This window comes from Chromobacterium sp. Rain0013 (assembly GCF_015291765.1).
Lineage (GTDB): Bacteria > Pseudomonadota > Gammaproteobacteria > Burkholderiales > Chromobacteriaceae > Chromobacterium > Chromobacterium haemolyticum.
Genome location: NZ_CP031514.1, coordinates 3,604,260 through 3,624,579, shown reverse-complemented (window position 1 = coordinate 3,624,579; position 20,320 = coordinate 3,604,260). Strand labels below are relative to the sequence as shown.

At 62.5% G+C, this 20,320-nt stretch carries 19 protein-coding genes; 14 read left to right on the top strand and 5 right to left on the bottom strand.

Annotated features, from left to right (window positions below; translation table 11 throughout):
* The first annotated feature begins 2 nt into the window (after positions 1-2).
* The 7 genes from DXT74_RS16675 (at position 3) to flgL (ending at position 7,371) form a co-directional block, all read left to right on the top strand.
* Positions 3-746 (top strand): flagellar basal body rod protein FlgF, encoded by a 744-nt coding sequence (locus tag DXT74_RS16675; protein ID WP_039754246.1) that lies wholly within the window; start codon positions 3-5, stop codon positions 744-746.
* A gap of 72 nt (positions 747-818) precedes the next feature.
* Entirely contained in the window at positions 819-1,601 is a 783-nt protein-coding gene (flgG, locus tag DXT74_RS16670) for a flagellar basal-body rod protein FlgG (RefSeq protein ID WP_043593001.1), read from the top strand.
* Positions 1,602-1,660: 59 nt separating this feature from the next.
* Positions 1,661-2,341, top strand: coding sequence for a flagellar basal body L-ring protein FlgH (locus tag DXT74_RS16665; protein WP_019100835.1), 681 nt, complete (start codon positions 1,661-1,663; stop codon positions 2,339-2,341).
* 71 nt (positions 2,342-2,412) lie between these two features.
* A complete protein-coding gene (locus DXT74_RS16660) occupies positions 2,413-3,498 on the top strand; it encodes a flagellar basal body P-ring protein FlgI (protein ID WP_231138203.1) in 1,086 nt (361 codons plus the stop codon).
* 89 nt (positions 3,499-3,587) lie between these two features.
* Positions 3,588-4,574: a flagellar assembly peptidoglycan hydrolase FlgJ gene (gene flgJ, locus DXT74_RS16655; RefSeq protein WP_231138202.1), complete on the top strand. Its 987-nt coding sequence runs from the start codon at positions 3,588-3,590 to the stop codon at positions 4,572-4,574.
* Positions 4,575-4,655: 81 nt separating this feature from the next.
* Positions 4,656-6,437 carry a flagellar hook-associated protein FlgK gene (flgK, locus tag DXT74_RS16650; RefSeq protein ID WP_043631136.1) on the top strand — a complete coding sequence of 594 codons (1,782 nt, stop codon included), beginning with the start codon at positions 4,656-4,658 and terminating at the stop codon, positions 6,435-6,437.
* A 10-nt stretch (positions 6,438-6,447) separates the two neighbouring features.
* On the top strand, positions 6,448-7,371 hold the full coding sequence (gene flgL / locus DXT74_RS16645) for a flagellar hook-associated protein FlgL (protein ID WP_043631139.1): 924 nt from the start codon (positions 6,448-6,450) through the stop codon (positions 7,369-7,371).
* Between the two features lie 64 nt (positions 7,372-7,435).
* On the opposite strand, the gene DXT74_RS16640 is transcribed toward flgL, so the two are convergent.
* The 3 genes from DXT74_RS16640 to DXT74_RS16630 all read right to left on the bottom strand — a co-directional run bounded on the left by DXT74_RS16640 (position 7,436) and on the right by DXT74_RS16630 (position 10,786).
* Positions 7,436-8,458, bottom strand: a complete 1,023-nt coding sequence (locus DXT74_RS16640; RefSeq protein ID WP_194426519.1) for a hypothetical protein — start codon at positions 8,456-8,458, stop codon at positions 7,436-7,438.
* A gap of 107 nt (positions 8,459-8,565) precedes the next feature.
* Complete coding sequence (locus tag DXT74_RS16635) at positions 8,566-9,315, bottom strand: MgtC/SapB family protein (protein WP_043631142.1); 750 nt, start codon at positions 9,313-9,315, stop codon at positions 8,566-8,568.
* Positions 9,316-9,385: 70 nt separating this feature from the next.
* The gene (locus DXT74_RS16630) at positions 9,386-10,786 is read right to left on the bottom strand and encodes a CoA transferase (protein WP_194426518.1); all 1,401 of its coding nucleotides are present in this window, start codon (positions 10,784-10,786) and stop codon (positions 9,386-9,388) included.
* 172 nt (positions 10,787-10,958) lie between these two features.
* Here DXT74_RS16630 and DXT74_RS16625 point away from each other — a divergent pair, with 172 nt between their 5' ends.
* From DXT74_RS16625 to DXT74_RS16600, 6 genes are all read left to right on the top strand, one after another.
* On the top strand, positions 10,959-11,816 hold the full coding sequence (locus DXT74_RS16625) for a flagellin (RefSeq protein WP_194426517.1): 858 nt from the start codon (positions 10,959-10,961) through the stop codon (positions 11,814-11,816).
* A gap of 190 nt (positions 11,817-12,006) precedes the next feature.
* A complete protein-coding gene (locus tag DXT74_RS16620) occupies positions 12,007-12,882 on the top strand; it encodes a flagellin (RefSeq protein ID WP_194426516.1) in 876 nt (291 codons plus the stop codon).
* 209 nt (positions 12,883-13,091) lie between these two features.
* Positions 13,092-13,946 carry a hypothetical protein gene (locus tag DXT74_RS16615; RefSeq protein ID WP_194426515.1) on the top strand — a complete coding sequence of 285 codons (855 nt, stop codon included), beginning with the start codon at positions 13,092-13,094 and terminating at the stop codon, positions 13,944-13,946.
* Positions 13,947-13,971: 25 nt separating this feature from the next.
* Complete coding sequence (locus DXT74_RS16610; protein ID WP_194426514.1) at positions 13,972-15,054, top strand: sugar ABC transporter substrate-binding protein; 1,083 nt, start codon at positions 13,972-13,974, stop codon at positions 15,052-15,054.
* Between the two features lie 54 nt (positions 15,055-15,108).
* Positions 15,109-15,873: a YdcF family protein gene (locus tag DXT74_RS16605; protein WP_194426513.1), complete on the top strand. Its 765-nt coding sequence runs from the start codon at positions 15,109-15,111 to the stop codon at positions 15,871-15,873.
* A 4-nt stretch (positions 15,874-15,877) separates the two neighbouring features.
* A complete protein-coding gene (locus DXT74_RS16600; RefSeq protein WP_194426512.1) occupies positions 15,878-16,753 on the top strand; it encodes an AraC family transcriptional regulator in 876 nt (291 codons plus the stop codon).
* Here DXT74_RS16600 and DXT74_RS16595 read toward each other — a convergent pair.
* Positions 16,727-17,311: a LysE family translocator gene (locus DXT74_RS16595; RefSeq protein ID WP_194426511.1), complete on the bottom strand. Its 585-nt coding sequence runs from the start codon at positions 17,309-17,311 to the stop codon at positions 16,727-16,729. The genes DXT74_RS16600 and DXT74_RS16595 overlap by 27 nt on opposite strands.
* 233 nt (positions 17,312-17,544) lie before the next feature.
* Between DXT74_RS16595 and DXT74_RS16590 the strand changes: the two genes are divergently transcribed.
* Positions 17,545-18,795 (top strand): chitinase, encoded by a 1,251-nt coding sequence (locus tag DXT74_RS16590; protein WP_194426510.1) that lies wholly within the window; start codon positions 17,545-17,547, stop codon positions 18,793-18,795.
* 96 nt (positions 18,796-18,891) lie between these two features.
* Here the strand turns inward: DXT74_RS16590 and DXT74_RS16585 are convergent, their stop codons facing one another.
* The gene (locus DXT74_RS16585; RefSeq protein ID WP_194426509.1) at positions 18,892-19,620 is read right to left on the bottom strand and encodes a peptidylprolyl isomerase; all 729 of its coding nucleotides are present in this window, start codon (positions 19,618-19,620) and stop codon (positions 18,892-18,894) included.
* Positions 19,621-20,320: the final 700 nt, after the last annotated feature.

Here is a 20,320-nt window from a genome sequence, read left to right as displayed (position 1 = left end):
CGATGGATAGAATGCTTTACCTGGCGATGAACGGCGCCAAGCACGTGATGTGGCAGCAAGCCACCACCGCCAACAATCTGGCCAATGTGCACACCAACGGCTTCAAGGCCGACGTGGTGGCGTTCCGCGCCTTGCCGGTGGTGGGCGAGGGCGCGCCGACGAGGACCTATGTGGTGGACAACACCGTGGGCCACGACCTGAGCCAGGGCAGCTTGATGCACACGGGCAACGCCAGCGACTTCGCCATCGGTTCCAAGGGCTTCTTCGCGGTACAGGCGCCGGACGGCGCCGAAGCCTATACGCGCGACGGCGGCTATGTGCTCGACGCCACCGGCATGATGCGCACCCGCTCCGGCCTCCCCATCATGGGCGACGGCGGCCCCATCGTTGTCCCTACAGGTTCCCGCATTCAATTGGGCGAAGATGGTTCGGTCATGGCGATTCCGCTGTCCGGCGTGGTGCGCACGCCGCAGCTGGTCGGGCAGATCAAGATGGTCAACCCCGGCCCCAAGGACGTGTACAAGGGCGAGGACGGTCTGTTTCGCATCAACGGCGGCGGCAACGCGGCAGCCGACGCCAACGTCAAGCTGGTGCCGGAAATGCTGGAGGCCAGTAACGTCAATTCGGTGGAAAGCCTGGTGCAGATGATCTCCCACGCCCGCCAGTACGACCTCAACGTCCGATTGATGCAGACCGCGCAGCAAGGCGATCAGCAGGCGGCTCAGTTGTTGTCCACAAACGGTTAAACCAATAAGACAAGATTTCGCCGCGGCGGCCCGGTAGAGGCTGCGCGGTTCTGGAGACGAGGTAAACAAGCCATGATGCGCGCACTGTACATCGCCAAGACCGGCATGGATTCCAGCCAGTTTCAACTGGACGTGGTGTCCAATAACCTGGCTAACGTCAACACCGTGGGTTTCAAGCGCAGCCGCGGCATTTTCGAGGACTTGTATTACCAGACCTTGCGTCAGCCCGGCGCGCAGTTGGCCAACGGCAACACCACGCCCACCGGTCTGCAGGTGGGGACCGGCTCGGCGGCGGTAGCCACCGCCCGCATCCACTCCCAGGGGAATATGACTCAGACCGGGCAGCCGCTGGACATGGCGATCGCCGGCGAGGGCTTCTTCCGCATCCAGCTGCCGGACGGCACCACCGCTTATACCCGAAACGGCGAGTTCAAGCGCAACTCCAACGGCGACGTGGTGAATCCGGACGGCTATCCGCTGAATCCCAATATCAACATCCCCGGCACCGCCAACCAGATTACGGTGTCCACTGCCGGCGTGGTGCAGTACTTTTTGCCCAATAACCCGGCGGCGCAAACCGCGGGCACCATCCAGCTCACCACCTTCATCAACCCGCAGGGCCTGGAGAGCGTGGGCAACAACCTGTATTTGCAGTCCGCATCCTCCGGCGATCCGCAGGATGGGGATCCGCAGACCGATACCCGAGGCGCGGTGCGCTCTGGTTTCGTGGAGGCGTCCAACGTTAACGTCACCGAGGAGCTGGTCAATATGATCACTGCGCAGCGCGCGTTTGAAATGAACTCGCGGGCGATCACCACTGCGGACCAGATGCTGCAGAAACTGAGCCAGCTGTAAGCGGAAGCGGGCCGCCGGTGGAAGGCGGCCGATCGAGATTTGAATTGACGAGGTGTTTGATGAAGGCGATGGCGATAGCGGCGATGCTGGCCGCACTACTAAGCGCTTGCGTGACCCAGGAGCCGCCGCTTGTGCAGCAACCCACCAGCGCGCGTCCGCAACCGCAGCCGGTCAGCATGCCCACCAATGGGTCGATTTTCCAGGTGGCCAGCTACAGGCCGTTGTTTCAGGACCGGATGCCCGCTTATGTCGGCGACACCTTGACGGTGAACATCCAGGAAAACTCGTCCACGTCGGCATCGGAGCAGACAACCAATACCCGCACTTCGGGTCTGAACAGCAGCATCAACGCCGGGATCAAGATTCCCTTCCTGCCCAGCGGCGCCGCCGGTGGCTTGGCCGGCGCCAATTTTGGCGGCACGGGCTCGGCCAACAATACCGGCAAGGGCGACAACAAGGTGGCTACCTCCTTTGTCAGCTCCATCACTGTCACGGTGTTGGAGGTGTTGCCCAACGGCAATCTGTCGATCAGCGGCGAGAAAGTCGTGCGCGTGAACAGCGATACCGAGTCGATCCGCCTGTCCGGCGTGGTCAACCCGCGCGATATCAGCGCGGATCGCAGCGTGTCTTCGCTCAAGGTGGCGGACGCCCGCATCGAACAGCAGACCAAGGGCACGCACCGGCTGTACAATGAGCCGGGCTGGCTCACCAAGTTTTTCATGAGTATATTGCCGATTTAACGGATTACCGGCCGGGCGCGGCCGCTTGGCGGGCGCGGCGGGCTGAAAGCGGGCGGAAAATGAAGCGATTGATGTTAGGGATGTTGTTGGCGCTGGCGTTGTTCCCGGCCTTGGCGGCGCAACGTTTGAAGGATCTGACCAATGTCGGCGGGGTGCGTCCCAACCAACTGATAGGCTATGGCCTGGTGGTGGGCCTGGATGGCAGCGGCGACAAGGTCACCTCGTCGCCGTTTACCGGTCAGGCGATGTCCAATATGCTGAACCAGTTGGGCGTGCAAGTGCCCCCTGGCACCAAGCTCGATCCCAAGAACGTCGCCGCGGTCACGCTGACTGCGACCTTGCCGCCGTTTGCGCGGCAGGGGCAGGCGATAGACGTGACGGCTTCGTCGATCGGCGATGCCAAAAGCCTGCGCGGCGGCACCTTGTTGCTGTCGCCGCTAAAAGGCGCGGACGGTCAGATCTACGCGATGGCGCAGGGCAACGTGGTTGTCGGCGGCGCCGGTGCCTCGGCGGGCGGCAGCTCTGCCCAGATAAATCAGCTTAGCGTGGGCCGCATTCCGGCTGGCGCCACAGTGGAGCGCGAAGTGCCCACTGCGCTGGGCTCCGGCGAGTTCATCAATCTGGAGTTGCGCGAGTCCGACTTCACTACCGCCAACCGTGTGGTGCAGGCCATCAACAAATCGTTTGGGCAGGGCACTGCGCGAGCGGTGGATGGCCGGCTGATCGAAGTGCGCGCGCCGTTCGATCCGGACCAGCGCGTGCAGTTTCTGGCCAAGATGGAAAATATTGCCGTCGACCCGGCAGATGTTTCCCCCACCGTCATTATCAACGCCCGTACCGGCTCCATCGTGATGAATCAGGCGGTGACCTTGGCGCCGTGCGCGGTGTCGCACGGCAACCTGACCGTGACCGTCAGCAACACGCCGCAAGTGAGCCAGCCCAACCCGCTGTCCGGAGGCAAGACCACGGTGACCAATCAGACGGACATCAGCATCAATACCCCAGGAAGCAAGCTGATCAACGTGCCCAACGGCGCCAATCTGTCGCGAGTGGTGGCGGCGCTGAACGCGCTGGGGGCGAATGCTCAAGATCTGATTTCCATTTTGCAGGCGATGAAGTCCGCCGGCGCGCTGAAAGCGGACTTGCAGATCATCTGAGCTTTGGGAGTGAAGGAAAAAGACGGCCAAGCGGCCGTCTTTTTTTTCTGGCCCGAATTTTGCTTTTGGATGAATTCCAGGAGCGAGAAATGACGATTCAGTCCATCAATGCGGGCGCCATGAGCGCCAACGATTTGCTAAACCGGCAGTTGGCTGTGGATCCGAGCCAGCTGAATGAACTGCGGGCACAGGCGATCAAGGACCCGAAGGGCGCGGCCCGGCAAGTTGCGTCTCAGTTCGAGGCCTTATTGATGAATACCTTGCTCAAGAACATGCGCGAGACCAAGTTTGACCCGGAAGGCGAGTCCAACGGCTTGAGCACCTACCAGGGCTTGTACGACCAGCAACTGACTCAGGCCTTGAGTTCCAATGGCGGTTTGGGCTTGGGCGACATGCTGTATCGCCAGATCGCCAAACAGTCGAATTTCGATCCGGACGACAAAAGCACGCACACGATTTACGCCGCTCCCGGCCCGCAACTGGCCGCGCGTCCGGCCAGCGGCGCCAAGGCCTTGCAGGCTTACCAGGAAGCGCAGCAGATCGCAGGCGCGGCGCTGACCTTGACGGCCCCGGCGGTTCAGGCCAAGGCCGAAGCGGCCGGCAAGGGCGGCGGCCGCGATTTCGCCGCCGAGATGTTGCCGCACGCCCGAACGGCCGCGGCGCAGTTGGGCGTGGCGCCTGAAGCCGTGGTTGCGCATGCGGCGCTGGAAAGCGGCTGGGGCAAGCGGGCGATCCGCCACCCGGACGGCAGTAATAGCCATAACCTGTTCGGCATCAAGGCCAGCGGGGATTGGCAGGGGCGCACGGTTAGCGTGATGACTACCGAATACGAAGGCGGGGTTGCGCAGAAGCGAGTGGAAAAATTCCGAGCCTACGGTTCTTACGCCGAGGCTTTCAGCGACTATGCCCGTCTGCTGAAGGATTCGCCTCGCTACAAGAGCGCGTTGAACCAGGGACGGAACATGTATGGTTTCGCGCATGCGCTGCAATCCGGCGGTTACGCCACTGATCCGCGCTACGCGCGCAAGCTGGTGGACGTGGCGGCGACATTGGCGCAGCAAACCACGCGCAGTTGAGGACAAGGCTGCGGCGGCGGAACTTGTGTTTTAGGGTCAAGTTTCCGCGCGCCGGGCCGATAAAGCAAACAGAGGTAAATCATGGGCTCCAATATTTTCTCGATCGGCGTGAGCGGACTGAATGCGGCTCAAGCGGCTTTGTCGGTAACCGGCAATAACATCGCCAACGTCTCCACGCCGGGTTACAACGTTCAATACATCACCCAGGCCGGCCGCGCGCCGCAATATGCGGGCTTCGGCTTTCTGGGGCAGGGCGTGGACGTTACCAATGTGCTGCGCACCTATGACAAATTCCTGTCTGGCCAGGTGCAAACCGCGCAGACCAACAGCAGCTATTACAGCACCCAGGTCAAGCAGTTGAATCAGATCAACAATCTGATGGCGTCCACCGATGTTTCCATCATTCCGGCCTTGCAGGATTTCTTTGGCGCGATGCAGACGCTGTCGCAGCAGCCGGACGCCCTTCCCAGCCGGCAGACCGTGTTGAACATGGCTCAGGCCTTGAGCACCAAGTTCGCCACCATCGACGGACAGTTACAACAGCTGCAGTCCGGCGCCAACGGTCAGATCAAGAGCACGGTGGACAGCATCAACGCGCTGGCCTCGCAGATCGCCAGCCTCAACACCGAAATCGCCGCATTGACCGGCGGCAATCAACTGAGCGCGCAACCCAACACGCTGATGGACCAGCGCGATCAGGCCATGCTGGAGCTGAACAAGTTGGTCAGCGCCAAGGCTGTGCCGCAAGCGGACGGGACTTACTCGGTGTACATAGGCAACGGTCAGACCCTGGTGACCGGCGGCCAGACCAACACCCTGGCCACGCAGCCCTTGCCCAGCGATCCCACTACCTTGCAGTTGGTGTTCAACAACCCCAACGGCACGGTGACGGCGATTCCGAACAATCTGGTCTCCGGCGGCCAACTAGGCGGTTTGCTGAACTTTCGCGATGGGCCCCTGTTGCAGGCCCGGCAGCAGTTGGGCACGATGGCGATCAATTTTGCCGCTTCAATCAATTATCAAAATCAGCTGGGCGTGGATAACACAGGCGGGGCCGGCCAGCCCATTTTCAATGATCTGAGCAGCTACGCCTCCAATCCGCAGAATGCGGCGAGCAATCTGCAAGTATTGATGGGCGACCCCAATAAACTGGCTACCGCGTCCAATATGGTGTCCACCGGCGGCGCCGGCGGCAACGGCGTCACCATGAGCGGCGTGTGGGCCACGCTGCCGGGCGGTTACGCGGGGAGCCTCAATAGCGTGCCGCCGGTTTTTCCCGGCACCGGCACGCACCCCTCCATCGGCATGACCGGAATGACCATTACCGCCACCGGTACTCCGGCGACGATGACCGCCACCATTGCCGGCCCCAACGGCGGCGGACCTTACAATGTGGTTCCGGTGGGTGGCGGGGCCAGCAACAGCTTCAAGTTGCAGACAACGGCGGTGCCTCCGGTGGACGTGGGCGTCAGCTTTCAGCTGTCCGGCGCGCCGATCAACGGCCAGACTTTTACCGTGGGGCCGGCCCCGGCCGGTACCAAGCCGCCTCCGGGCGACAACACCAATTTGCGCGAGTTGCTGGCGCAGCAGAACCTTAAACTGATGGGCAATCAGTCTTACGGTTCTTATTATTCGACTCTGGTGGCCTCGGTGGGCAATCAGACCAATACCGCGCAATTGCAGTCAGCGGCCATGCTGAACACGTTGAAGCAAACCACGGAAAGCCTGTCCAATGTCACCGGGGTGAGCCTGGATCAGGAGGCGGCCAATCTGATCAAGTATCAACAGTCCTATCAGGCGTGCAGCAAGGTGATTCAAGTGGCGCAAACCACCTTCTCCAGCATTCTGAACCTGATGGGCTAAGGAGAGACCGATGCGTATCAGCTCCAACACCATCTATCAGTCCGGCCTGAATAATATGCAGAGCTTGCAGGCCAGCATTTACAAGCTCACCATGCAGATCGACAATCAGCAGCGGGTGGTAACGCCGGCCGACGATCCGGTGGCCGCGGCGCGTATCCTGCTGCTCAGTCAGTCGCAGGGCCAGAACAGCCAGTACATCACCAATACCCAGGCGGTCAGCTCTTGGCTGTCGCTGTCCGAGACTGCGATCAAAAGTTCGTCGGACCTGATGGCCAGCATGAAGAGCCTGGCGATTTCCGCCGGCAGCGGCGCGTTGAGCCCAACCGAACTGCAGGCGATTCAGAAGCAGTTGCAGGAAGGCATCACCGAGCTGACCACCTACGCCAACTCCACCGACGGCCGCGGCAACTATTTGTTCAGCGGCAACAAGACCGACACGGTGCCTTATGTGGTGAGCCTGTCGGCGGTGCCGCCGGCCACTTACCAGGGCGATACCGGCCAGCGCAGCGTGCAGATCAGCGCTTCGCAGCAAATGACGATTTCCGATCCGGGCAGCACGGTGTTCGGCACGCCTAGCGGCAGCCCTACGGCTGCCTTCGACGCCTTGCTGCAACTAAACACCCTGCTGGGCCAAAACCCGAAGCCGGCCAACTTCGGCACGCAGCTGAACAGCGCGATCAACGCCATCGATTCGGCCCAGCAGCAGTTTTCTCTGTCCCTGGCGTCCATCGGCGCCCGCGGTCAGCAGAACGACAATATGCAGAATGTAGGTGGGAGCCTGAAGCTGCAGTACGCCAGCAGTATTGGCGATTTGCAGGATCTGGACATGCCGCAGGCGATCTCGGATTTCACCCTGGCGCAGACTTCGTTGAAATACAGCCAGCTGACCTATAACAAGGTGACTCAGCTCTCGCTGTTCAACTATATCTCCTGACCGGCGTCCGCCGGATACGACAAAGGCCGCGCAAGCGGCCTTTTGCTATTTTCCGCTGGCGGATTCAACCGTAGACATCCACCTGGCTGACACGGCCGGCGCGGCCGTCTTCGGTCAGATAGACGCCGGAACGGCGGATGTCGGCCTGGGACTGATTGTCGGCGTTCTTGATGCTGAACGGACTGTCCACGCTGGGCAGCAGAATGGCGCCAATGCCCAACTCCTTCAAGCCCATCAATTGATCCTTGTCGCCGTCTCGGCCGGACCAGAGCTTCAATTGAGCGAACGCCGCGTCGCCGTCATCAAGTACCCCGTCGCCATTGCTGTCCAACTTGGCCAGATCGGCGAAACCGTTGCCCGACTGAGTGCCGAACAACTCGCTGCCATCGTTGATCTTGCCGTCGCCATTGCGGTCCAGCGCCAGCCAGCCGCCGTTGTTGATGAAGGGCAGTTGGCTTTGTTTGCCGTTGCTTTGCAGGTCGAAGCTGACGCTGGCGCCGCTGAAGCTGCCGGCGTCGTTGCCCAGGCTCAACATCAAGGGGTCGGTGGCGTGGCCGTTGCCAAACTGAAGAGTGCTGCTGCTGTGGTATTCGAAGCTGCGGCTCATTTGCACGTCCAGAGCGAAGTTGAACTCGCGGCCGTCTTGGGTCTTGATCGAACCTTTGGCCGAAAACGCCAGGCTTTCACTTTCTTGGTAGTCGACGGTTTGTTTGAGTTCGCCGCCGGAGAGCAACTGCTGTGGAGCAGTCGAAGATTGGCCGGAGCCTACAGGGCGGGAGTCGGCGGATTGCGCGTCCTTGCCGTCGTCTCTTTGCAGAGTGCCGTCGACCACTTTGAATTTAACGCCAAGCACTTTTTCCAGAATGTCCTTGATCAGCCCCAGCATCGGCGTCATGCCATCGGAGAACGCCTTGTCCTGAGAACTGGCGTTGACGCCGTCGGAGCTCAGGCTGACATCGGAGGAAGGCTTTGACGGCGGCGGGGTGGGGGGGAGCTGGGCCCAGGCGCGGCTTTGTTGTTGAACGCTGAGGCTTTGGCTGAAACTGTATTGGCTGCTCATCGACAGCGCCATGGACGCGACTCGCATTGCAGGCTCCGGAACGGAAGTGTAGGTGAACTGATATCGTCAATCCGGAACGGAACTTGATGGCGTGAAAATACCTAGCCGGCGGAGGGGCGGCTAGGTCAGGGGTTTCAATTGCGAGCGGGCTGGATACTCAGGGTTTCGATATGGTCGATCTGCATGATCTCGCGCGACAGGTCCACGACATTGACCAGGTCCCGCCGGTTTTGCGCAGAGACCAGAAAGCTCCATTCGGTGGCGTCCGGGCCGGCGTTCAGCGCAATGCTGTCCTCGTGCAGGCGCACGCCGAAGCGAAGCAGGCCAGCGCTCAGCGTTTGCACCGTCCACTGGTATTCCGGCTTGAAGCGGATGACGATGAACAGGCTGAAGCGGCGCGGCAGCCGGTTTTCCATCTGATTGATGGAGAGCATGCACAGCACGCACAGTAAAGTAATGGCGATGGCGGCGGCATAGAAACCGACGCCGACCAGGATGCCAATCACCGAGGACATCCAGATCGAGGCGGCGGAGGTGAGGCCGCTGATGGACAGGCCTTCCTTCATGATCATACCGGCGCCCAGGAAGCCGACGCCGGTCAGGACGCCTTGGGCCACGCGGGTCATGTCGCCGTGGGTCATGTCGGGGTAGAGCCCGCCGTACCAGTAGCCGGAATACCCGACGATGCTGATGGCCGCGGCGGAGGCCATGGACACCAGGCCATAGGTGCGCATGCCGGCGGCGCGGCCGTTGAACCAGCGCTCGTAACCCACCAAGCAGCCCAGCAGGAGGCCGCCGAGCAAGTTAAGCGTGATGAGCAGATTGATTTCCCACTTGGGGGTAGACCAGTATCGGCTGATCAGTTCGGCGAACGAGATATCCATGCATGCTCCATTGGCGCTTAGGCTGGTGCGCCGACGATAACAAGTTGCGGTGGCGAGCGCCACCGTCGTTTTAGCGCGGCAGCCATTCTGCGGCGTGGTTGCCCAGCGGCGTCGAAGGCAGCACCCAATGCGCCGGCGTTAAGGACAGTTGGGCGGCATGGCGGACGGCGCGCAAGGCGCCGAAGCCGGACGGGTAGTCGGCCAGCAAGGGCGCGATCTGCTCAAGGCCGGGGTCCGCGGCGGCGCAGCCGGCGCTGTCTGAGCCAAGCTGTCGCAGCCAGTGTCCGGTTTGCGCTAGTGAAACCCTAACCTGCCAACTGCCGCCTTCTTGCGCTTGGCGGGCAAGCGCGGCGATGACGCCGAAAGCCAGCAGATAGCCGGCGGCATGGTCCAGCGCCTGAGCCGGCAGCGCGCGCGGCCGCTCGTCGTCGAAAGCCTTCGCCTCGGCGTGATTGAAGCCGCTGGCGGTCTGAACCAGGGAGTCGAAGCCGCGCCGCTCGGCCCAGGGGCCGGTGTGGCCGTAGGCGGACAGCGAGGCGTAGACGATGCCCGGACGCAGGCGCGCGGCCTGTTCCGGGCCGAAACCGAGCACGGCGAGGCCGCCGGGCCGATAGCCTTGGATGAAGACATCGGCCTCGGCCAGCAGGCGCCGCAGCTGTTCGCCATCGGCGGCCTGGCGCAAGTCCAGCTCGGCATTGCGCTTGCCGCGGCCGGTGTCGATGTCCAGAGGCGGGATGGACGGCAGCCGCGGCGAAGTGACGCGCAACACGTCGGCGCCATGCGCTGCCAGCACCCGGCCGCCTACCGGGCCGGCGATGATGCGGGTCAGGTCCAGCACGCGTATGCCCTGCAAGGGGCGTGGCGCGAAGGGACGTGCCAGCGGCGGCGCATCGCCGATGCGCTCTATGTCAAATAAGGGCAAGGCGGCGACGGCCTGCCCCTGCGGGTGGCGGTCCCACTCGTTGAAACTGCGCATCGCCGTGGCCACCAGGCCGCGTTCGGCTACCGCCTGTTCAAACTCGAAAGCCCGCCAGCCTTGCAAGGCGGCGGCCACGCTGTCCTTGTCATGACGGCAACCCAGCAAGCGCAGGATCCCATCGCGATGATGAGGGAAGTTCGTATGGATGCGCACCCAGCGGCCATCGCCGCAACGATAGGGGCCGGCAATGGCGTCCCATAGTTCAGGCGCCGGCGCGCCATCGACGCGCAGATAGCGTTCGCTGCGGAATTCGGCGGCGGCGTGAGCCAGGTCGACTGTGACGGTTTGAGCCGCGCCGCCGCGCAGACGCCAGAACTCCGCCGCCATCAGCGCGCTGGCGGCAATGCTGGCCTGGGCCAAGGCGCCGACCGCGAAAGAGGAAGGCAACGGCGCCGGGCCAGTCGGCAACTGGGCGCGCTCCAGCGCGGAGGGGTCGAGGGCGGCGGCGGCCCAGAGCTGGGCCAGGGCCTGTTGGCCGTTCAGTGTGGTCATGGCGGTGGGGAGGCTGTGCTTATGACATTGATCTTTCAACAGCCCGCGCCCCTTCGTCAAGCAATGTGATTTTTCACAGTGGTGGCGGATTTAAGTTTGCCGCGCGGCGGCCGCCTTGTGAGGGTGACGGCAGCGATGCCGGACCAACCAACGAATACTGGAGCACATAGACATGCTGAGCCTGCACACCAATATCGCCGCCTTGAACACCAAGGCCAATCTGAACAGCACCCAGAGCGGTCTGTCCACCTCGATGACCCGTCTGGGCACCGGCCTGCGCATCAACTCCGCGATGGACGACGCAGCCGGCCTGCAGATCGCCACCCGTCTGGACGCGCAAAGCCGCGGCATGCAAGTGGCGATGAAGAACGCGCAGAACGGTATTTCCATGCTGCAAACCGCCGAAGGCGCTCTGAACGAAGTGTCCAACATCCTGCTGCGCATGAAGGACCTGGCCACCGAGTCCGCCAACGGCACCGCCACCACCAACGACAAAACCGCCACCCAGGCCGAATTCGACGCGCTGGGCAAAGAATTGGCCAATATCACCGGCAACACCTCTTTTGGTGGTGAGAAGCTGCTGGCAGCTAGTGGCGGCAAACTGGTTACCGCCGTGGACTTCCAGATCGGTGCTACTGCCGCTGAAAAAATGACCATGGACGTTTCCGGCGGTATGACCGCGATGGAAGCCGCGCTCAAAGCCGCATCCAAGTCCTACGACGCGGGCTCCGCCGGCACTGAACTGACTGCCACCGCTTCCGCCACCATCGGCCTGCTGGACACCGCGCTGGCTTCCGTGGGCACCGTTCGCTCCGCGCTGGGCGCCAACGCCAACCGTCTGGACCACGTGAACAACAACCTGTCCAACGTGAACAACAACACCCTGGCCGCCAAGGGTCGTATCATGGACACCGACTACGCCAACGAAAGCGCCAGCATGACCTCCAAGCAAATGCTGATGCAAGCCGGCACTTCCATGCTGAAGCAAAGCGGCAGCATGAGCAGCCTGGCCATGTCCCTGCTGCAGTAATCGCGACTCCGCGTCGATTATCCGGCGCGTATCCAAAGCCAGCCGCGTATGCGGCTGGCTTTTTATTTGGATGCGGGTGCGCGATGGGATTATTCACGGCCGCCGGGTTTAAGTTTGTCGCGCGGTGGCCGCCTTGTGAGGATGACGGCAGCGATGCCGGACCAACCAACGAATACTGGAGCACATAGACATGCTGAGCCTGCACACCAATATCGCCGCCTTGAACACCAAGGCCAACCTGAACAGCACCCAGAGCGGTCTGTCCACCTCGATGACCCGTCTGGGTACCGGCCTGCGCATCAACTCCGCGATGGACGACGCAGCCGGCCTGCAGATCGCCACCCGTCTGGACGCGCAAAGCCGCGGCATGCAAGTGGCGATGAAGAACGCGCAGAACGGCATTTCCATGCTGCAAACCGCCGAAGGCGCGCTGAACGAAGTGTCCAACATCCTGCTGCGCATGAAGGACCTGGCCACCGAGTCCGCCAACGGCACCGCCACCACCAACGACAAAACCGCCACCCAGGCCGAATTCGACGCGCTGGGCAAAGAATTGGCCAATATCACCGGCAACACCTCTTTCGGCGGCGAGAAGCTGCTGGCAGCCGCCGGTGCCTCCACTCCGGGCAAACTGTCCGCCGCCGTGGACTTCCAGATCGGCGCTACTGCCGCTGAAAAAATGACCATGGACGTTTCCGCCGGTATGGCCGCGATGGAAACCGCGCTCAAAGCCGCAGCCAAGACTTACGATACCTCCGCGGCCGGTCCCGGCACCGAGCTGACCGGCGGCGCTTCCGCCGCCATCGGCCTGCTGGACACCGCGCTGGCTTCCGTGGGCACTGTTCGCTCCGCGCTGGGCGCCAACGCCAACCGTCTGGACCACGTGAACAACAACCTGTCCAACGTGAACAATAACACCCTGGCCGCCAAGGGTCGTATCATGGACACCGACTACGCCAACGAAAGCGCCAGCATGACCTCCAAGCAAATGCTGATGCAAGCCGGCACTTCCATGCTGAAGCAAAGCGGCAGCATGAGCAGCCTGGCCATGTCCCTGCTGCAGTAATCGCGACTCCGCGTCGATTATCCGGCGCGTATCCAAAGCCAGCTGCGTATGCGGCTGGCTTTTTTGCGTCATGTGAGCGGTTTTTTTGAAGGAGCAAGGCTATTTCAATCCGAGCGATCACGGCGGCGGCTCCGGTCACGCCGAGCGCGCCGATTTCGAACGGCGCGCAGCCGGGCGCGGAACTGACGCCAGGCCGGCAATGGCAGGCGGTGCTGAGCCGAGCGGCCGACGGCCGGCCGCTGTTGAGCGGCGACGGCATCCAACTGGCGCTGCCGGCCTGGCCGCAAGGCGCGGCCGAGCTGACGCCCGGCACGGTGCTGAAAGTGCTGGTGCTGGCCACCCAGCCGCAGCTGAAGCTGTCGCTGCAGTTGGAGCGTCAGGGCGCGGCGCCTGAAGGCGAAACGCCGGCGCGCGCCTGGCAGCTGGAGCAGGCCGCCATGCCCAGGCTGGAGAGGCCGCAGCCGGCCGCCGCAGAGCTGGCCCAAGCCTGGCGGCAGGCTTTGCTGGGACGGCTGACGCAGGCGGCGGCGCAATTCCAGCAGGCAGGCGGCAGCCATTTGCCTGGAGCCTTGCTGCAACAATTGCCGGAGCTGGCCTTGGCCGGAGTGCGCAATGCCGCTGGCGAGCCGCCCCTGCCGTTGACGCTGCCATTCTGGCTATGGGGCGGACCGGCGCTGACGCTGAGCGTGGAGGATGCGCTGGAGCGCGAGTCCGAGCCGGAGTTGGACGAATTGGACCTGCTGCTATGGCTGACGGTGCCGGGAATCGGCGCATTCTGCCTGCGCATCCGGCGCGTGGCGGCCGGGGTGGCTTTAGCCTTTGTGGCGGAGGGGGAGGTGTGTCGCGCCTTGCGTCGGCGTCTGCCGGAGATTGAGGCCGCGGCTGAGCGAGGGGGCGGCAAGCTAACCGCCTGCCTGATCGGCGAGCGCATGCCATGGAGCGGGTTGGCGATCAGCCGGCATGGCGCGACGGGTTTGCAGGCGCAGCGTCTGTCGCCGCTGCTGTTTGCCGTGGCGGCGGAAGTGGCCGGTCAATTGCTGGCGGGGAATGGCGTGCCGTTTTGACCCGGCTGTGGTCTATAGTGGGTCCATGTTGCGCCTTCTCATGCTGCTTCTGTGTCTGCTTAGCGTGGACTTCGCCGTCGGCGGCTCTACGGATGCCGGCGTTGACGCTCCACAAGCGAGGGAAAATCCGGCGCGGGAGTGGATCGAGTGGGATGGTCCGGTCAGCGGCCCGGCGGCAGAGCCTGGCCGCAGCGTCTGGTTTTTGGCCTCGGATCTGCGCAACGGCGGCGTGGTTGGGGTGTACCGGGGGTTGGCCGAGGCCGGACGTTTATTGGGTTGGCGCTTGACGCTGTTGGATGGTCAGGGGCAGCGGAGTTCGCTGCTCCAGTTTCTGGAAAGCGCGCAACGGGAACGGCCGGCCGCCGTGGCCTTGGGGGGCTTCGACGCTCAGGAGTTTTTGCCGCAGATCCAACGCTTGCATGCGCAAGGCGTGATTGTGCTTGGCTGGCATGCCGGCGAGAAGCCCGGCCCCTTGCCCGGTGTGTTGTTCACCAATATCTCAACCAGCCCCTTGGCCGCGGCGCAAGCCGCCGCCGACTACATCGTGGCCAGCAGCCGCGGCCCGGTCGGGGTGGTGTTGTTCACCGATAGCCGTTTCGCCATCGCCACCGCCAAAACCAGGCAAGCGGTGAGGCAACTGCAAGCGTGCCAGCGCTGCAAGGTTTTGGCGGTGGAGGACATTTCGCTGGCCCAGGTCCAGCAGCTGCTGCCGGATAAGGTGGCCGAGCTGTACCAGCGCCACGGCAAGGCCTGGACCCACAGCATCGGCATCAACGACTTGTATTACGATTCCATCGGCCATCCGCTGGGGAAGCTTAACGCCTCCGTCGTGAATATCTCGCTGGGGGACGGCTCGCTGAGTGCGATGAGACGGATTCGAGCGGGCTTGATGCAGGAGGCGACCATTGCTGAACCCTTGCATCTGCATGGTTGGCAGATGGCCGACGAGCTGAACCGGGCCTTTGCCGGGCAGCCGCCCAGTCTTTACATCACCCAGCCGCATTTGCTGGTCAAACGGACGATACGCGATAGTTATCTGAGCATTGGCTACGACCCGGACAACGGTTACCGCCGCGCCTATGCGGCCATCTGGTTTCCGCGGCATTGATTTGCCGGGCATCGCATGTTTAACTGGCGCCAAGTCAACGCATTGTCATTTCCCATGGTTTCCTCGATTTCCACGCAAGTATTGGTCCACTTGGTCTTGGGCTCCTTGTTATTGCCGCCGCTGAACATGTTGCTGCTGATGTCGCTAGGACTGTGGCTGCGTCGCCGCTGGCGGCGCTTGGGGGCCTGCCTGCTGACTTTGGGCATGGTCGGCCTGTACGCCTTGAGCACGCCGATAACCGCGATGTGGCTGAACCGCAGCCTGGAACGTTATCCGGTGATCAGCGCCGAGCAACTGAACCGGGTGGAAGCTATTGTGGTGTTGTCCGGCGGCAAGAAGCCGGCGCCCGAGTACGGCGGGATGGAGCCCGGCGCGGATTCGTTGGCGCGGCTGCGTTACGCCGCGCGGTTGGCGCGTCAAAGCGGCAAGCCGATCCTGCTGACCGGCGGCGCGCCGATGGGCGGGGAAGCTGAGGCCGAGGTGATGGCCAGGGTTCTGCGCGAGGAGTACGGCATTGCCCCGCGTTGGGTGGAGGCGCGCGCCAACACTACGCTGGAAAACGCTCGATATTCCGCCGGCCTGTTGCATGCAGCCGGGGTCAAGCGGATTGCGTTGGTCAGCCAGGGCTGGCATTTGCGCCGGGCCTTGCCGTTTTTCCAGCGCCAGGCTCTGGACGTGACGGCCGCCCCAACCGCCTTCATCCGTTACGATGGAGGCGGCGTGGCCTGGTTTTTGCCCAGCGGACGGTCGATGCAGGAATGTCACGCCGCGCTGCGGGAGTGGCTGGGCATCTTGTTTTACCGGATGAAAGGAGAGTAGAGCGATGCCGGAACCACTCGCCGCGTCCCTATTCCCGGCCGGGAGACATAAGGTGGATCATCGCTTCTGGCGAGATGCGGCTTTGCCGCAGTTCGAGGCTCGCTCGGTGGCTGACGGCCGCCGCGTCTGTTACGCCAGACACGCGCATGAGACGTTTTCCATTGGCGTCATCACCGCGGGCGCCTGCGACTACTTCAACGGCAAAGTGCGCCGTAGCGAGCAAGGCTCCCTCGTGTTGATGAACCCGGGCGACACCCATGCCTGCAACCCCGTGGCGGCACAGGCCTGGTCTTATCGCATGTTGTATGTGGATGTAGCCTGGCTCGGGGGTTTGCAGCAAACGCTTGGCCTGGATCAGGGCGGCGGCTTTCGTCCTTTTGGCGACACGGCGAGCCAGGATCCGCGTTTGTTCGCCGGATTCAACGCTTTGTTCGACTTGCTGTGCGCGGAGGGACGGGAGTTTCTGGAGAAGGACACGGCGGCTACGGCCTTTTTCGGCGGCGCGCACCGAGTCTTGGGCTTGGCCGTAGAGCCGGCGGCGGAGTCTAGCCAGCGTTTGGCGCGCGCGGCGGAGTATATTGCGGCGCATTGCGACCAGGCTTTGCGCCTGGAGGAGATCTGCGCCGCGGCCGACTTGTCGGCCTCCTATCTGATTCGCGCGTTCAAACGGCGTTACGGGGTCACGCCTCACGACTTTTTACTGAATCAGCGAGTGCAGCTGGCGCGTCGGCTGGTGCGCGGCGGGCTGCCCTTGGCGCAAGTGGCGCAGGCCGCTGGTTTTTCCGACCAGGCCCATCTGCAGAAAATCTTCAAACAGTATGTTGCCGCCACGCCGGGGCAGTACCGCGCCGGCTCAGCTCAGCAAGCCCAGCGCGCTTAGCCCCAGCAATAAAGCCATTGTCTGGTTAAAGAGCCGAAGCCGCTTGGGCGACTCCAGCTTTTGCCCTAGCCAGGCTCCGGTCACCACCCAAGCTCCGACTGAGGCGTAGCAAATCAGAAAGTAGAGCCCGGCGAAGCGCCATAACGCCGTCGCGTCTTGGCCGGAGGTGAAGGCCGCGCAGCCCGCCAGCGCCGCGATCCAGGCCTTGGGGTTCAGCCATTGAATCGCCGCGCCGCGCCACCAGCTTGGCCGGGCGCCGTTCTTGTCCATATCCAGCGAGCCGTCGCTGCGAGCCAATTGATACGCCATATAGAGCAAGAAGGTCACGCCGGCCCATTGCAAAGCCTGGGTGAGCGCCGGCCATTGCCGCAAGGTCTGCTCCAGGCCCAGGCCGGTCAGCAATAGAAGCAGGGTGAAGCCGGCGGTGGCGCCGCCGACATGGCGCATGCCTGCGCGCGCGCCGTAGCGGGCGCCGCAACTGAGCGCGACGAGGTTGACCGGGCCCGGCGTGATGGAGGCGGCCAGCGCGAAGCCGGCCATGGCGAGAGTCTGATTCATGATGTCTCCTGAGGTGGGCAGCGCGGCGGCCGGATATCCGCCTTTGGCTGTCGCGGACAAAGTAGCTGGGCCGGGGAGGGGCGTATTGTAGAAAATTGACCCGGCTGCCGGAGCGGTTTCAAAAATGCCTTTGACATTGCGTGTTTGATGTAATACCAATCAAATACCAGCTTGCGCCCAGTCCGGCATCCCGCCGGCAGCGCGTGTTGTCGTATCGCAAAGGAGGATGCCGCATGTACTCGAAGGGGAAAGCCGTGCTGTTGGCGCCGGTATGCGCAATGGTGTTGGGCGCAGGGCCGGTCTTGGCCGCCGCGTGTCCGGATTGGAGAGAGGGCTCAACTTACCAGGCGGGCGATGTGGTGGCCTATGCGGCGGCCAATTACACAGCGCGCGCGGCGCATACCGCCTATGTGGGCGCCAATTGGAATCCGCCGTCCACGCCCACGCTGTGGCAGGCTGGGGGAAGCTGCGGCGCGGCGCCGGAGCCGACTCCGTCCCCAGGGCCATCTCCATCCCCGGGCCCGTCCGCGCCGTTCGCCAAGCATGCGCTGGTTGGGTATTGGCACAATTTCGCCAATCCCAGCGGCGACACTTATCCGCTCAGCCAGGTTAGCGACGATTGGGATGTGATCGTCGTCGCCTTTGCCGACGATGCCGGCAACGGCAATCTCAGCTTCACGCTGGATCCCAAGGCCGGGTCCGAGGCGCAGTTCATCCAGGATGTTCGCGCCAAGCAGGCCAAAGGCAAGAAGGTGGTGCTGTCGCTGGGCGGACAAAATGGCTCGGTCACGCTGAACACTTCGGCGCAGGCGCAGAATTTCGTCAATAGCCTCCACGCCATCATCGTCAAATACGGTTTCGACGGCATCGATCTGGATCTGGAAAGCGGGGTGTCGCAGGGCGCGCCCATCATCGGCAACCTGATCAGCGCCGTGAAACAGTTGAAAACCAAGGTGGGTGCGGGTTTCTACCTGTCTATGGCGCCGGAACATCCCTATGTTCAGGGCGGCTACGTAGCCTACGGCAGCATCTGGGGCGCTTATCTGCCCATCATTGACGCCTTGCGCGACGATTTGAGCGTGATTCATGTCCAGTACTACAACAACGGCGGGCTGAACACGCCGTATTCCACCGCCGCCTTGGCGGAAGGTAGCGTGGACATGCTGGTGGGAGGCAGCAAGATGTTGATTGAAGGCTTTCCCCTGGCTTACGGCGCTTCGGGCAGTTTCAAGGGCTTGAGGCCCGATCAAGTGGCCTTTGGCGTGCCTTCCGGACGTAGTTCCGCCAACTCTGGTTTTGTCAGCGCGGATACCGTCGTCAAATCACTGGATTGCCTGATGGCCTTGAAGAACTGCGGCGTAGTCAAACCAGATCAGGCCTACCCGACCTTCCGTGGGGTGATGAGCTGGTCGATCAATTGGGACCGCAAGGACGGTTTCCCATTCTCGCGGCCGGTGGCGGCGTCTCTGCGCGGTCGCAACTGAGGCGCAGAAAAAAACCGAGGCGCGACTGCGCCTCGGTTTTTGATGGACTTGGACCGGGCTTGAGAGCCTGTTCAAAGTCTTGGATCGAGAGGGTTCTTACAGCGCCGGCATCGCATAGCCTTCGATTTGGGCGGCGGCTACCAATTGGCCCAGATAGGCCTGCATCGCCTTGTTGCCGGCCATGTCGTTCAGATATTGCTGTAAGCGGTCCTTGATTTCTTCAAAGCTCACTTTGCCGCCTTCGTGGCGTTCCTGTACCTGGATGATGTGGTAGCCGAACTGGGTCTGCACCAGGTCCGGCGCGATCTGGCCGGCGTCGGTGCTGAATACCGCCTGTTCGAATTCCGGCACCATCTGGCCGCGGCCGAACTGGCCCAGGCTGCCGCCTTGTTGGCCGGACGGGCAAGTGGAGTGTTCGCGAGCCAGGTCGGAGAAACGGGCCGGGTTGGCTTTGATTTCCTCCAGAACGCCTTCCGCCTTGGCCTTGGCCAGGCTGCCGGCCAGGCCTTCGCCCAGCGGGAACAGAATGTGGCTGGCCACGGCGGATTCGCCGCTGCTGAAACGCTCGGGGTATTGATTGTAGAACGCCAGGCATGCCGCTTCGTCGACAGCGTCAACCTGCAGCTCCTGTTCCAGCAGGGCGCCGATGGCGGTGCCTTGATCGGCGGTGTCGATGCCGATGGATTTGGCTTTCTGCAGCAGCAGTTCGCGCAGGATCAGCTCCTGAACGGCGGCATCGTGCGGGTTCGGTGCGTCAGCGTAGTGGGCTTGTTCCGCTTGCACCATGTCTTCGGTGATTTCGATGCCGTTGACTCGAATGGTCATGGAGGTTTCCTGTGATAGTGAACGAGGGGGCGCCCAAAGGCGGGAAATTTGCGATTAGAAAAGCGTTCGCCGCGCTTGTCAAGAAAGGCTGCGGGCCGCCTTCAGGGCTTTGGAATAAAACACGAAAATTTTAAGAAAAATCTTATATTTGTCCGGCGGCGTAGCCGCTAGTATACGAGCCATGCAGCTTCAAGGCTGGCATGAGGGTTCGGCAGGCGGGTTTTTACTTCTTGCTTCAAGCCGCTTGTAGGACCTTCGATTGAGCTTGTGTTATGTAGACGTCGTCCGTCTGTGCTTTAGTTTTGACGCGCCAAGCTTGTATTTGGACACTTTAGTGAATTGAGATCCCCGTTTGGGCCGCCTTCGTGCGGCCTCTTTTTTTGCTTCGCTTCCGGGAGTTTATCACAAAAGCATAGGGGAGGTGGGGTCACTCCGCTGTGGAGGAAAGATAAAAAAAGAGCCCCGGTAAGGGGGCTCTGAATTGCACCTTCGCTCAGGTGATCTACGCAGCTGCCGGAGGGCGTGTATCCACAGCGAACAGCGCTTCGATCGTATCAAACCGCCCTCGGGGGAGAGCGAATTCGATGGAGGCAGTATGCGCCTGCCGGAACGGGTCAAATAGAGTGATTATTGGGGGCTTGTGTGACGGGCTGTGATGAAATCGGGGTAGGCTTAACATTTGCGCAATGAATTTGCGCTT

Bases quoted from the DNA above. Each gene is read 5' to 3' on its own strand.
- DXT74_RS16640 (WP_194426519.1), bottom strand. From the start codon at position 8,458: ATGCGAGTCGCGTCCATGGCGCTGTCGATGAGCAGCCAATACAGTTTC.
- DXT74_RS16590 (WP_194426510.1), top strand. From the start codon at position 17,545: ATGTACTCGAAGGGGAAAGCCGTGCTGTTGGCGCCGGTATGCGCAATG.
- DXT74_RS16635 (WP_043631142.1), bottom strand. From the start codon at position 9,315: ATGGATATCTCGTTCGCCGAACTGATCAGCCGATACTGGTCTACCCCC.
- flgG (WP_043593001.1), top strand. From the start codon at position 819: ATGATGCGCGCACTGTACATCGCCAAGACCGGCATGGATTCCAGCCAG.
- DXT74_RS16620 (WP_194426516.1), top strand. From the start codon at position 12,007: ATGCTGAGCCTGCACACCAATATCGCCGCCTTGAACACCAAGGCCAAC.
- DXT74_RS16665 (WP_019100835.1), top strand. From the start codon at position 1,661: ATGAAGGCGATGGCGATAGCGGCGATGCTGGCCGCACTACTAAGCGCT.
- DXT74_RS16605 (WP_194426513.1), top strand. From the start codon at position 15,109: ATGGTTTCCTCGATTTCCACGCAAGTATTGGTCCACTTGGTCTTGGGC.
- DXT74_RS16600 (WP_194426512.1), top strand. From the start codon at position 15,878: ATGCCGGAACCACTCGCCGCGTCCCTATTCCCGGCCGGGAGACATAAG.
- flgK (WP_043631136.1), top strand. From the start codon at position 4,656: ATGGGCTCCAATATTTTCTCGATCGGCGTGAGCGGACTGAATGCGGCT.
- flgL (WP_043631139.1), top strand. From the start codon at position 6,448: ATGCGTATCAGCTCCAACACCATCTATCAGTCCGGCCTGAATAATATG.
- DXT74_RS16660 (WP_231138203.1), top strand. From the start codon at position 2,413: ATGTTAGGGATGTTGTTGGCGCTGGCGTTGTTCCCGGCCTTGGCGGCG.
- flgJ (WP_231138202.1), top strand. From the start codon at position 3,588: ATGACGATTCAGTCCATCAATGCGGGCGCCATGAGCGCCAACGATTTG.
- DXT74_RS16630 (WP_194426518.1), bottom strand. From the start codon at position 10,786: ATGACCACACTGAACGGCCAACAGGCCCTGGCCCAGCTCTGGGCCGCC.
- DXT74_RS16585 (WP_194426509.1), bottom strand. From the start codon at position 19,620: ATGACCATTCGAGTCAACGGCATCGAAATCACCGAAGACATGGTGCAA.
- DXT74_RS16610 (WP_194426514.1), top strand. From the start codon at position 13,972: ATGTTGCGCCTTCTCATGCTGCTTCTGTGTCTGCTTAGCGTGGACTTC.
- DXT74_RS16675 (WP_039754246.1), top strand. From the start codon at position 3: ATGGATAGAATGCTTTACCTGGCGATGAACGGCGCCAAGCACGTGATG.
- DXT74_RS16625 (WP_194426517.1), top strand. From the start codon at position 10,959: ATGCTGAGCCTGCACACCAATATCGCCGCCTTGAACACCAAGGCCAAT.
- DXT74_RS16595 (WP_194426511.1), bottom strand. From the start codon at position 17,311: ATGAATCAGACTCTCGCCATGGCCGGCTTCGCGCTGGCCGCCTCCATC.